Annotated in this window: 13 protein-coding genes; 4 read left to right on the top strand and 9 right to left on the bottom strand. The window is 72.7% G+C overall.

The window, feature by feature from the left end; all coding sequences use genetic code 11:
• Positions 1-2: 2 nt before the first annotated feature.
• The 9 genes from SGFS_RS17290 to SGFS_RS17250 form a co-directional block, all read right to left on the bottom strand.
• On the bottom strand, positions 3-428 hold the full coding sequence (locus SGFS_RS17290; RefSeq protein WP_286251277.1) for a PaaI family thioesterase: 426 nt from the start codon (positions 426-428) through the stop codon (positions 3-5).
• Positions 425-1,162, bottom strand: a complete 738-nt coding sequence (locus tag SGFS_RS17285) for a beta-ketoacyl synthase N-terminal-like domain-containing protein (protein WP_286251275.1) — start codon at positions 1,160-1,162, stop codon at positions 425-427. The genes SGFS_RS17290 and SGFS_RS17285 overlap by 4 nt, the downstream gene beginning before the upstream one ends.
• On the bottom strand, positions 1,159-2,334 hold the full coding sequence (locus SGFS_RS17280) for a beta-ketoacyl-[acyl-carrier-protein] synthase family protein (RefSeq protein WP_286251273.1): 1,176 nt from the start codon (positions 2,332-2,334) through the stop codon (positions 1,159-1,161). The genes SGFS_RS17285 and SGFS_RS17280 overlap by 4 nt, the downstream gene beginning before the upstream one ends.
• Complete coding sequence (locus tag SGFS_RS17275; RefSeq protein WP_286251271.1) at positions 2,324-2,575, bottom strand: acyl carrier protein; 252 nt, start codon at positions 2,573-2,575, stop codon at positions 2,324-2,326. The genes SGFS_RS17280 and SGFS_RS17275 overlap by 11 nt, the downstream gene beginning before the upstream one ends.
• A complete protein-coding gene (locus tag SGFS_RS17270; protein ID WP_286251269.1) occupies positions 2,572-2,841 on the bottom strand; it encodes an acyl carrier protein in 270 nt (89 codons plus the stop codon). The genes SGFS_RS17275 and SGFS_RS17270 overlap by 4 nt, the downstream gene beginning before the upstream one ends.
• Before the next feature lie 114 nt (positions 2,842-2,955).
• A complete protein-coding gene (gene fabV / locus SGFS_RS17265; protein WP_286251267.1) occupies positions 2,956-4,224 on the bottom strand; it encodes an enoyl-ACP reductase FabV in 1,269 nt (422 codons plus the stop codon).
• Positions 4,221-5,654 (bottom strand): class I adenylate-forming enzyme family protein, encoded by a 1,434-nt coding sequence (locus SGFS_RS17260; protein ID WP_286251265.1) that lies wholly within the window; start codon positions 5,652-5,654, stop codon positions 4,221-4,223. Before SGFS_RS17260 ends, fabV begins: the two co-directional genes overlap by 4 nt.
• A 116-nt stretch (positions 5,655-5,770) precedes the next feature.
• Positions 5,771-6,868, bottom strand: coding sequence for a 3-dehydroquinate synthase II (locus SGFS_RS17255; RefSeq protein ID WP_286251264.1), 1,098 nt, complete (start codon positions 6,866-6,868; stop codon positions 5,771-5,773).
• A 71-nt stretch (positions 6,869-6,939) separates the two neighbouring features.
• Positions 6,940-7,770 carry a 2-amino-3,7-dideoxy-D-threo-hept-6-ulosonate synthase gene (locus tag SGFS_RS17250; RefSeq protein ID WP_286251262.1) on the bottom strand — a complete coding sequence of 277 codons (831 nt, stop codon included), beginning with the start codon at positions 7,768-7,770 and terminating at the stop codon, positions 6,940-6,942.
• A 321-nt stretch (positions 7,771-8,091) separates the two neighbouring features.
• Between SGFS_RS17250 and SGFS_RS17245 the strand changes: the two genes are divergently transcribed.
• The 4 genes from SGFS_RS17245 to SGFS_RS17230 are packed head-to-tail and all read left to right on the top strand — an operon-like array spanning position 8,092 to position 12,041.
• On the top strand, positions 8,092-8,661 hold the full coding sequence (locus tag SGFS_RS17245) for a flavin reductase family protein (RefSeq protein WP_286251261.1): 570 nt from the start codon (positions 8,092-8,094) through the stop codon (positions 8,659-8,661).
• Positions 8,654-9,949 carry an FAD-dependent oxidoreductase gene (locus SGFS_RS17240; protein ID WP_286251260.1) on the top strand — a complete coding sequence of 432 codons (1,296 nt, stop codon included), beginning with the start codon at positions 8,654-8,656 and terminating at the stop codon, positions 9,947-9,949. The genes SGFS_RS17245 and SGFS_RS17240 overlap by 8 nt, the downstream gene beginning before the upstream one ends.
• Positions 9,946-10,839, top strand: coding sequence for an arylamine N-acetyltransferase family protein (locus SGFS_RS17235; protein WP_286251258.1), 894 nt, complete (start codon positions 9,946-9,948; stop codon positions 10,837-10,839). Before SGFS_RS17240 ends, SGFS_RS17235 begins: the two co-directional genes overlap by 4 nt.
• Positions 10,836-12,041, top strand: a complete 1,206-nt coding sequence (locus tag SGFS_RS17230) for an LLM class flavin-dependent oxidoreductase (RefSeq protein WP_286251256.1) — start codon at positions 10,836-10,838, stop codon at positions 12,039-12,041. Before SGFS_RS17235 ends, SGFS_RS17230 begins: the two co-directional genes overlap by 4 nt.
• Positions 12,042-12,046 lie beyond the last annotated feature (5 nt).

Genomic DNA, 12,046 nt, shown 5'->3' with positions numbered 1-12,046 from the left:
GCTCAGCGCCCCGGACGCTTGCGCAGCAGGCAGGTCAGCCGGGCCGTGGAGACCAGCTGGTCACGGTGGTCGCGCACGGTGATCTGGTACGTGCCGACCTGCGTGCCCTGGTGCAGCGGCTCGCACACGCCGGTGACCAGGCCCTCGCGGGCCGCGCGGTGATGGGTGACGTTCAGCTCCAGCCCCACCAGCATCCCGTCCGGTGCCACATGGGCCCCGGCGGCCAGCGAACCCAGGGTCTCGGCCAGGGCGGCGGTCGCCCCGCCGTGCAGCAGCCCGAAGGGCTGCAGGTTGCCGCGCACGGGCATGGTGGCGACCACACGCTCGGCCGACCACTCGGTGATCTCGATGCCCAGCTTGGTGATCAGCTGCTCCGCCACCAGCTCCGGCGGCATGAAGGCCATCAAATCGGCCAGGGACTGCTTCATCGTTCCTCTCCCAGGGGGCGCCGCGCGCGATCGGCCAGCGCGGCCAGGCGGTACAGGTGGCCCGCGGCGGCATCGCCTCGACCCTGGCCCGCGGCCTCCAGCTCGGCGGGCACCGCGGCCCGGCCGTCCGGGCCGGGCCGCCGCAGCAGCAGGGCCACGGCGAGGTCGGCGGCCGGCGGGCGCCCGTCGTGCCCGAGGGCGGCCAGCTGCTCGAAGGCGGCGGCGGTGCGGGGGTTGGCGGCCAGTTCCACGCCGATGACGAGGACCTGGTCGATCGTGTCGTCCAGCAGGAGCAGCGTGGCCGCGTCCAGGGCCGTGGAGTCCGCGCCGTCGTCCGCGGCCATGCAGTGGATGGGGCCGGTCAGCCCGTACTCGATCGCCAGGTGCCCGACGATCGAGGTGGTCACCGACTGGAAGAACAGCAGCGGATTGTGCACCCGGCCGGCGATCAGCTTCTGGCTGGCGGTGTCGGAGGTCGTCGCGTCCGCGGCCACCGTGGCCAGCACGATCGCGGTGCTGTCCGGGAACGGCCCGGTCAGCGGGTTCGGCGCGTCCGGCGTGCCGGGCTCGCCCAGGCAGCGCCGTACCGTCTCGCGGACCAGCGGGTTGAAGGCGGACACCACGAATCCGGGCACGCCCGGCAGCTCCTCGCGCTCCGTCGCGGTGTCCACCACGGCTGCCGCGACGACGGCCGGGTGCTGGACTGCGGGGGTGCCGTTGAGGGTGACGGTCACGGCTGCTCCAGGATGATGGCGGTGTTCAGGCCACCGAAGCCGGCGTTGAGCGAGAGCACCCGCTCGAGCCGCGCCGACCGGGCCTCGTTCGGTACGCAGTCCAGATCGCAGTCCGGATCGGCGCTGTCGTAGCCGGAGGTGGGCGGCACGGCCTGCTCCTCCAGCGCCATCAGGCAGACGGCGAGCTCCACCGCGCCGGTGGCCTCGAGCATGTGGCCCGTGGTGCTCTTGGTGGAGCTGACCAGCAGGCGGTCCGCGTGCGCGCCGAAGGCGCCGCGCAGCGCGGCGGTCTCGGCCGGGTCGTTCAGCCGGGTGCCGGTGCCGTGCGCGTTGACGTAGCCGACCTCCTCGCCCGACAGCCCCGCCGAGGCCAGCGCCCGGGTGATCGCCCGGCCCATGCCCACGCCCCGCGGGTGCGGCTGGACCACGTGATGGGCGTCGGCCGCCGCGCCGAAGCCGGGGATGCGGGCCAGTGACCGGGCGCCGCGCCGCAGCGCGTGCTCGGGCGACTCCAGGACCAGGGCGGCCGCGCCGTCCCCGAGCAGCATGCCGCTGCGGCCCGCGGCGAACGCCCGCAGCCGGCCGTCGCGGGCGAAGGTGCGCCCGGAGTCGAACTTGGCGAACTGCTCTTCGTCGACGAGGTAGACCCCGCCGACCACGGCGACGTCCACCTGCCCGGCGGCGATCATCCGGCACGCGTGGATCACGGCGCTCGCGGAGGCGACGCAGGCGTTGATGAAGGCCGCCCGCGGTCCGGTGAGCCCCAGGTCGGCGGCGATCATCTCGGGGATCGACCCGGCGAAGCTGCGGTGCGCCTCGGCCGGGTCGCTCGTCCGGCCGGCGGCCTGGTCGGCCCAGAAGTTGTGCAGCCCGGTGAAGTCGCCCTGAGTGCCGATGAGGACGGCCGTACGGGCCGGGTCCAGGTCCGCCAGGTCGAGCTTGGCGGCCGCCAGCGCACCGCGTACGCAGTCCCGTACGGTCTCCAGTTGGCGGGGCGCCTCCCCGGGGCCGCCGTACGTGGCCCCGTAGGCGTTGCGGAACGGCGCGGTGTCGAAGCGGGTGATGGGCGCGAACGCGGGACGGCCCGCGAATACCCGTTCCCGCAGGACGTCCGCGCCGGCACCGAAGGCGGAGAACGTCTCGTATCCGGTGACCCGGACGTCAAGCGGCATCGATGCCTCCTTCCGTGAGTGTGCTCAGGTACGTGTGGATCCCTTGCACCGAGGTGAAGAAGTCCAGGTCCGGCCCGAACGGGTCGACGCTGATGCCGTGCTCCTCCTCCAGCACGTGCTGGAGCCAGACCAGGGCCAGGGAGTCGAGGGTCAGGGGAGTGTCCTCGCCCAGCTCCTCGAAGCCCTCCGGAACGATCTTGTTGTGGGTGAGGAGCCGGCGGATCTCGGCTGTGTCGATCACGCCGCGGCCTCGGCGGCCGCGCCGTCCCTGGTCCGCTCGACGGCCGCGACGAACTGACCCAGGGTGGCGTCCGGCTGGACCGCCGGGTCCTCGTCGGCGATCTTGGCGTCGAACTCGTGCTCGACCTGGACCAGCAGTTCGACCAGGGCGAGCGACTCCAGCTCCAGGCCGCCCGGGCCGAGCGGCAGCTCGTCGGAGACGTCCTCGGTGACGCTCGGGTTGATCTCGCTGATGATGCCGACGACGAACGAACGGATCTCGGACATGGCGGTACTCCTTGTCGGTGGGTGTGATCGGTCCGGCGCCGGGCGTGGGGGACCCGGGCACCGAGGACGTGGGGTTGGGGTGGGGGGAGGAGGGGCGTACGCCCGGGCGGGCACTCAGGCCGGCGAGAACACCGGCCGCGCGGCCCCCGCCGGCACGAGCACCGGATCGGTCAGCTCCCGCACCGGATCGGTGTCGGCCGCGTAGTCGACCGAGGAGAGCCCGAAACCGTTCAGGGCCAGCGACTCGGCCCGGTGCGCACAGGGCGCACCCAGCCGGCCGATGTTCTCGGTGGTGACCAGCGCCAGCCGCCGGTCCACCTCCGCCTGCACGTCGGACCGCAGCTCCAGGTCGTCCAGGCGCAGTCGGCCCAGCTCGTCGGTCGTGGGGTGCGGCGGCCCCGCCAGCAGGCGGGTGTCGCCCCCGGAGTACAGCCGCTTGGTCAGAAGCCGGTGCGCCTGCTCGATCGGGCCCTCCTGCAGACCCATCTCGAGCATGACGCGGGTCAGCACGACGGTGTACAGGGTCTGCGCCGGGATCACCGAGCTGGCCTGGGTGACCATCGCCCGCATCACGGCCGTCAGCGCCCGGCCGCCCTGCGGGCGCAGCACGGCGTCCAGCTCCCGCCCGGTGGCCTCGAGGTCCTCCTTGGCCAGGCCCAGCGTGCCGCCCCGGTACGTCGGCGCCAGCCTCGTGTTGCCGACGTAGCTGAAGGCGACCGTCACGGCTTGCGGGGCGAGCACCCCGCCCGCGCTCAGGGCGTGGATCCAGCGCCGCCAGTCGGCACCGCCCATGACCGCGACGGTGTCCTCGATCTCCTGCTCGGTGGCCGGCTCCACCGTGGCGGTCGACACCTCGCGGCTTGCCGCGTCGTACGCCTTGGCGGTGAACGGCCGACCGAGGGTCTTGAGTGCCGAGCGGTGCGTGTGCCCGGTCTCGGGGTGGGTGCGGCGCGGCGCGGCCAGGCTGTGGACCACCAGGTCCACCTGGCCGAGGTCGTCGCGGATGGTGCGCACCGTGTGCTCCTTGACCGCGTCGCTGTACGCGTCGCCGACCACGGTGCGCCCGTACAGCCCGGCCCGGGCCAGCTCCGTCTCCAGGGCGGCGGTGTTGTACCAGCCGGCCGTGCCCGTCCGGTTGGCGGTGCCGGGGGACTCCTGGCACACGTTCACGGTGGCCGCGCCGGAGCCGAAGGCAGCCGAGATCCGCGTCGCCAGGCCCAGGCCCGCCGACCCCCCGATGACCAGGACGTTGCGGGGCCGGTCGGGGCCGGTCGGACCGGGCCGGGACCGGACCGCGGCGATCTGCGCCCGGACCCGCTCGGCACAGCCGTCGGGATGGGCGTTGGCGCACAACGTGCCGCGCAGCATGGGCTGGACGATCACCGCACACCTCCGACCAGTCCGGTCGGGGCTGCCGCAGCACCCGCCGACGGGTTCATCCGGGCCATCAGCAGTTCGCGGTTGCGCACCAGCTTGCCGTTGCTCGTCCGGGGGATCGCCGGAGCCAGCTCGAACCGGCGCGGGATCTTGAAGTGGCTGAGCCGGTCGCGGCACCACGCCTGGATCTCCCGGGCGGTCACCCCGCCGGTGACCCCGACGAAGGCCTCGATCGTGCCGCTGAACAGCACCACGGCCTCGGTCACACCGGGGTGTTCGGCCAGCGCCAGCTCCACCTCGCGCAGGTCCACCTTCAGACCGCCGATGACCACCAGCGAGTCGCTGCGCCCGTGCACCGACAGCGCGCCCGTCCCCGGGTCGAGCGCCGCCAGGTCGTGGGTGCGCAGCCAGCCGTCCATGTACCGGCTCGCGATGTCGTTGACGTACAGGTAGGGGGAGACGTCGGCGCGCACCTGCAGTTCCCCGCCGCGCACGCGGACCTCGGTGCCGGGCACCGGGTGGCCGACGGCGGGCGGTGCCAGGCGGCCCGTCAGGTCGGTGGCGATGATGCCGGTCTCGGTCATGCCGTAGGCCTGCCCGATCCGCACCCCGTACCGCTCGTGGAAGCGCTCGTAGATCTCGGGGTGAATCACCTCGCCGCCGGAAACGGCCAGCCGCAGATCAGGCAGCGGGCTCCAGTCCGCGATGCGGCTGAGCAGCTCGAAGTGGAAGGGGACGCCGAAGAGCACGTCGGCCCGCGACTCCACGAGTGTCGACAGCAGCGTCCTGGGCTGCGCGTTCGGGGTGAACACCAGCGTCGCACCCACCCGCAGCGCGTGCAGGAAGCCGCCGATCAGCCCGAATGAATGGGTCAGCGAGTTGCTCAGCAGCACCCGCTCGCCCGCCTTCGGCATCTCCGGCAGCGCGTCGAAGGCGTCCAGCTCGGCCAGCAGCGACTGCGACGTCCGCCCGATCACCTTCGGATAGCCGGTCGAGCCGGAGCTGAACTGCAGCAGGACGTGCGGGTTGCCGGCGATGTGGCCGGTACGCCGGACCTCGACCTGCACCTCGCACTCGTCCTGGAAGACGACCCGAACCGCGCCGGAGGAGCCCGAGCTGATCATGAACCTGGGTTCGCACAGGTTCAGCAGCCGGTCCAGCTCGGCGCGGGTGAGCCGCGGGTCCATCAGAATCACCTGGGCGCCGCGGGACCACAGGGCCAGCACGGTCCACAGGTAGGTGAAGCTGGGCACCATCTGCACGGCCACGGTCGAGCCGGGCCGGATGCCCTGGATCTCGAACAGCCGCTCCAGTTCGGCGACCTTGGTGCGCAGGGTGCCCCAGGTCACCTCGCTCTGGGCCCGGGCCCAGACCGTGTCGGGGGGCTGCCTGCGGAGCGTGTCCGCGATCCAGCCCTTGAGCCGTGCGTTCTCCATTGACCTCTCCGAAAGTGTTCGGGCCGCCGGGCGCGGGCGCGTCCCCGTGGGCCGGGGACGCACTCGCCGGACCGGCCTGCTTCCCGGGCCCGGGCTGTCCGGGCCCGATTCCCGGCCTACTTCTCGACGCAGAACTCGCCGACGGGCCAGCCGACATGGCGCTTCTCGGTCGCGATGTGGCCGAGGACCTGGTCGCCCTTCTTCAACTCGGTGACGTTGAGGACCTTGGCGCCGGGGCCCAGGACGCGGACGTGCCAGTCGTCCTGGACGATGAGGTTGACCTCGACGCCCTCGGGGGAGGTGGCGTGGATGCTCAGCAGCGGGCGCGACTCGAGTTTGATGCGGCCGACGGTGATACGGCGGGTGCGGCCGTCGGCGCCCACGGCGAGGACCGGGTGGCCGGCCTTCAGCTCGCTGAGGTAGTTGGTGCGGTTGTCCTGGCCGAAGGCGTAGGAGTGCAGGGCGCCGGCGTTGATGCGGAAGGGCCGGGTGGGCATGTAGGGCAACGGGTGGGTCTCGCTGACGCACAGGATGAATCCGTGTGCGTAGGAGCCGATGAGCATGCCCTCGTCCTTTTCGAAGTGCGAGGTGGTGTCGATGCAGACGCGGTCGCCGAGGCCCAGGTGCTCGATGCGGTCGACCGTCAGCGTGGTGAGCTCGAGGGCGGAGGTCTTCACGCGCAGGGCCTCGACGAGTTCGAAGACGTCGTTGGCGGTGGCGGGAGCGATGAGGACGCCCTCGGAGCCCTTTTCGAGTACGTCGATGATGACCTTGGCCTCTTCGAGGTCCGCGGCCTTGCAGACGAGCTGGCCGGGGGAGCGGTCGGCGGCCGCGATGACGATCTCGAGCGGGATCTTCGTCGGGTCCTTGAACTCCACCAGGGTGTAGGGGAGTGCGATCGCGGTCTCGCAGGCCAGCGTCAGCGTCGGGTCGTCGATGACGTCGACCCGTCCGGCGATGTTCTTGTCGCCGTCCTGGTGGCGGGTGCGGAGGTCGGCCAGGGCGTCCTGGTCGGCGACGTCGTGGAGGACGATGAGATCGTCGCCCTCGGCCCGGGTGCCGACGAGGATGCGCTTCACGGTGGTGGGCAGGGTCGCGAGGAGAGCGGGGTCGTCGGAGACTATGCCGTCGACGCGGGCGTGGATGGCAGCGTCGACGATGGCCTCGCGCTGCTCGGAAGAGGCGGAACGGACGTCGATCCAGGCGAACTTCACAGGAATCCCTAACGGAAGAGGTGGAGGAGGACGCGGGCGCGGGCCCCTGACGGGGACGGGACCCGCACCGGTCAGAGCGCGGCGGTGGCGCCGTACAGCTCGGGCACGTCCACGGGGAGGTCGACCGGCTGCTGCCGCGGTGCGTGCACGATCGCGGCCAGCTCGCGGACCAGGGTCTCGGGGTCGGGGTCGGTGAACACCCGGCGGCCCACCGCCAGGCCCGCGCACCCGGCGTCGACGGCCGACTGCGCGTACTGGGTCAGGCTTTGACCGCTGGGCCGGCCGCCCGCGACCAGAATGGGCACCGGGCAGCTGGCCACCACGTCCGCCATCGCGCTCATGGGCGCGGCGGCCGAGGTCTTGACCAGATCGGCACCGAGGTCCACGGCGATGTTCACGACGTGGGCCAGGAGATCGGGGTCGTGCGGGTCGGAGATCCGGGGACCGCGCGGGTAGATCATCGCGAGCAGCGGCATCTCCCAGCGCGCACACTCCGCCGCGACGGCGCCGAGGTCGGCCAGCTGCCGGCTCTCGGTGTCGGATCCCACGTTGACATGGACGCTCACCGCGTCGGCGCCGAGCTGTACGGCCTCCTCCACGCTGGCGACCAGGACCTTCTGATCTGTATCGGCGGCGCGGGACGTGCCTGCGCTCAAGTGGACGATCAGCGCGCACTCCCGCAGGTGGCGGGGGGCGATGCTGCGCGCCCGGCCCTTGTGGACGATCACCGCGTCGGCGCCGCCGGCGACGAGTGACCCCATGAGCTGGTCGAATTCATCGGCGTTGACGACCGGTCCGTCCGACACGGAATGGTCCAGTGGAATGAAAAGATAACGCTCGTCGCCATGCCGCGATAGGCGGTTCAGGCGAATCTCCCTCCCGCTGGAAAGGGAATGTGACATGGGAATGGCCGCCCTTTCTGGACGATGAATTCGAATCCGCGGAGCACCTGGGGTCGTGATGTTCCCCCAGTGGTGTCACGTGGTCGGCAGGATCGCTGCCGGCGAGTGCGGTGCAGCGGATGGCCAGGAATTTAGGCGGCCGTTTCCGGACGGGTCAAGGGATCCGGCCCTCCACCTCCGTGCGGCGAAAAGGCCTGGCCGGGCGTGGGACGCCGGGCGGTGCGCCCCGAGAGTGCACCCCGAACGGGTACCCGGATGGGGCTGGTGTGTTTCCCGTGGAAATGAAGGATGGAGCCATGACTGAATGGAAGGCGGGTGGACATGAATTCGGCCATTGACCACGAGCGAATACGCCCGGACGGGGCGGATTTTCGCCGGGCGATGGGGCGGTTCTGTACCGGCGTCACCGTCGTCGCCTGCGGCTCCGGTCCCACCACCGAGGCGATGACCGCCAACTCCCTGGTGTCGGTCTCCCTCGACCCCCTGCTCCTGCTGGTGAGCGTACGTACGACCGGGCGGCTGCACCGGCGGCTGAGCGACGGCGGGAACTTCTCCGTCAGCGTGCTGGCCGAGGACCAGGGGCCGCTCGCGGCCCTGCTGGCCTCCCCCGAGCGGCCCCGCGGCACCGAGGCCTGGCACCGGCTCGGCTCGTGGCACGGCCGCAACGGCGCGGCCCTGACGGCCGGTTCGCTGGCGGCCTTCGAGTGTTCCGTCGAGGCCGCCCACCCGGGCGGCGACCACACTCTCTTCCTCGGCCGGGTGACCGAGGTCCACCACGGGCGGCCGGCCCAGCCGCTGCTGTTCTGGGCGGGCGACTACCCCAAGCTCGCCGATCAACTGTCCATGCCTGCCCCGAGCAGGCCCCGCGAGGTGGAGAGCACCCATGTCTGAACCGTCCCGCACCGCGCGGAGCCCGTTGCCGCGACCGGCCGACCCCACCGACCCCGAGGTAGCCATCGTCGGCGCCGGCCCCGCGGGCCTGCTGCTCGGCCTGCTGCTGGGCCTGCGGGGCCGCCGGGTTCTGCTGATCGAGCGCGAGGACGAACCCGTCCTCGGCGGCCCGGGCAACGGGATCTGCCCGATCCTGCAGCCCGCCACCCTGGGCATCCTCGACCGCCTGGGCCTGCTGCCCGAACTGGCCGCGAACACCACCCCGGTCACCCACGGCGAGGTCACCGCGGGCGGCGCCGCCGTCGCCTCGTACGCCTACGCCGACCTGCCCGGGGCGCCCGTCCCCTTCGCCCTTCCCACCTCGATCGTCCGGCTGCGCGACGTGCTCACCACCGCCGTCCGCGCCACCCCCGGCGTCGAGCTGGTGTACGGCGCCACGGTGCGTGCCCTGCCGCAGCGCGACGGGGCCGCCCCCGGTGTGCGCGGCCTCGAACTCGAGGACGCCCAGGGCGTGCGCACCCTGTACCCCTCACTGATCATCGGCTGCGACGGCAAGCGCTCGGCCGTCCGCGAGATGGCCGGCATCACTGCCCCTGCCCGTGCCTTCGAGCGCGGCTACACCGAGCTGCGCCTGCCGCTGCCCGAGGCCTGGGGGCCGGTTATGCGGGCCGCCTTCACCGCCGACGGCTATGTGCTGGGCACCCCGATCGCCGACGAGACCCTGCTGTTCGCCTGGATCACCGGACCGGACACCGCCGGCGGGGCCGTCGACGGCCCGCTCGCCGCGCTCGCCGAGCGCTACGCGCGGGCCGTGCCGCAGGCCGCCGACTGGATCCGTGAGCACACCACCGACCGCTCCCAGGTCCGCGAGTTCCTGCACCACATCGTGCGCCCCGAGCGCTGGACCGACGGCAACGTCTTCCTGGTCGGGGACAGTGCCCACGGCGTGCACGTCTACGGCGGCCAGGGACTGAACCTCTCCCTCCAGGACGCGGCCTGTGTGGCGACCGCCGCCGACGAGGCCATGACCGCGGGCGACAGCGCGGCCCTGCACCGCTTCGAGGAACTGCGCCGGCCCTTCACCGAGGCCTTCCAGGACATGCAGGAGGCGCACCTCGACGCCCTCGCGGCGCGGGCGGGCCAGGCGGCCGGCGCGGGCGCCGGACACCTGCCGGACTTCGCCCCGCTGGCCCTGGGCCAGGAAGAACTGCGCGCCGCGCTCGCCACGGCCGTCCCCGAGGGCGCACCGTCCTCCCCGGCCGCGGTGCCCGCCGGAGTCCGCTCGTGAACCTGACCGACGAGCAGCGGCGCTCGTACCTCGCGCGCGTCGGATATGACGGCCCGCTCGAGCCGACCCTCGAGGTGCTGACCGCGCTGTGCCGGGCCCATGTGCGGGCCGTGCCCTTCGAACTGCTCGACGGGCCCGATGGCGTGATCCCCGGCATCGACGCGGCCAGCGTGTACGAGAAGGTCGTGGTCCGCCACCTGGGCGGGGCCTGCATGGAGGTCAACAACCTCTTCGCCGCCCTCCTCGGCGACCTCGGCTTCGAGGTGACCACGCACGCCTCCCGCCCCTGGCTGCCGCAGGACCGCGCGTACACCGACACCGGCGACCACATGGTCCTGGTGGTCCGGATCGAAGGCGTCGCGTACCTCGTCGACGTCGCGTACTCCCAGCTGATCGCCGTGGCGCCGCTGAAGCTGGACGGCAGCGAGCACACCGAGCACGGCTGGCGCTTCCGCGTGGTGCGCGCCCAGGACGGCGACGACCACGTCGCCCAGCGCGCGGGAGCCGGCGGCCGGTGGTCCCCGATCCACCGGTTCACCCTCGAACGGCGCGGCGGCGAGCACTTCGCGACCATCCTCGCCCTCTACCTCACCCCCGGCACCGGCTCGCCCATCCCGCGCACGCTGATGTGCTCCCGGGTGACCGGCACCGGCAAGGTCACGCTCGTCAACGACGTGCTGATCGAGACCTCCGAGGGCGGTACGGAGCGCAGCAGCCGGGTCGACACCCCCGAGGCGGCCCGGGCCGCCCTCGCGCGGGTCTTCGCCGGCCACCCGACCCTGGCCGAGCGCGGCACCCGCATCTGGCAGCGACTGGTGGGCGACGCCGCGACCGCCCCGACCTCCGCGGCCGCCGCCCCCGCCCCGACTCTTGAGGAGACCTCCGCATGACCCGGCCGCAGATCGGCTTCGGCGCGTTCATCTCGCCTCTGCACCCGCACGGCGAGAACCCCACCCTCCAACTCTGGCGCGACCTGGACCTCGTGCGGTGGCTGGACGAACTCGGCCTGGCAGAGGCGTGGATCGGCGAGCACCACTCCGGCGGCTGGGGCACGATCTCCTCGCCCGAGGTCTTCCTCGCGGCGGCCGCCGAACACACCCGCCACATCCGCCTGGGAACCGGCGTCACCAGCCTGCCCTACCACCATCCCTTCCACGTGGCCTCGCGCATCGTCCAGCTCGACCACCAGACCCGAGGCCGCGTGATGCTGGGCGTCGGAGCGGGCTCGGCGCCCGGCGACGCCCACATGCTCGGCATCCACCCCTCCGAACAGCGCCGGATGACCGGCGAGTCCCTGGAGGCCGTCCTGGAGCTCCTCGCCGGCGAGGGCCCGGTCAACCGCGCCACCGACTGGTTCACGCTGCGCGACGCGCGCCTGCAGCACCGTCCCTACCGCCCCGGCGGCATCGAGGTGGCCATCTCCAGCGCGGCCTCCCCGCACAGCATGCAGCTGGCCGGCCGGCATGGCCTGAGCCCGCTGTCCTTCGCCTCGCCGCGCCCTGGCGGCACCGTCCCGGACCTGCGTCGCCAGTGGCAGTACGCCGAGGAGGCGGCCGCGGCCGCAGGCCGCACCGTCGACCGCGCCGACTGGCGCCTGGTGGTCAACGTGTACGTCGGCGAGTCCCGCGAGCAGGCCCTGGAGGACCTGCGCGAGGGCGCCGCGGCCTGGCTGCGCGGCTACTTCGGCGACATCGTCGGCCTGCCGGTCGACGCCCTCGGCATCGAGCCGGGCAGGGAGATCGAGTACCTGGTGGAGACCGGCACCGCGATCATCGGCTCGCCGGACGAGGTCGCCGCGGGCGTCGAGGAGCTGTACGAGAGCAGCGGCGGTTTCGGCACCCTGCTGGTCGCCGGCGCCGACTGGGCGTCCCGGGAGAACACCCGGGCCTCCTTCGAGCGCTTGGCACGGTTCGTCGTACCGCGCTTCAACGGCTCGCTGGAGGGCTTCGAGGCCTCCGCCGCGTGGGTGCGCGAGAACCGGTCCGAGTTCGTCACCCAGGCCGTAGGCGCCTTCCAGAAGGCGTTCACCGACGCCGGGGTGACCGCCCCCAGCCTGCCGGTGACCGAACCGGCCGGCGCCGGCTCCCGCTGAGCCCA

The sequence above is a fragment of the Streptomyces graminofaciens genome (assembly GCF_030294945.1).
GTDB lineage: Bacteria > Actinomycetota > Actinomycetes > Streptomycetales > Streptomycetaceae > Streptomyces > Streptomyces graminofaciens.
This window is presented reverse-complemented; position numbering and strand designations above follow the sequence as displayed.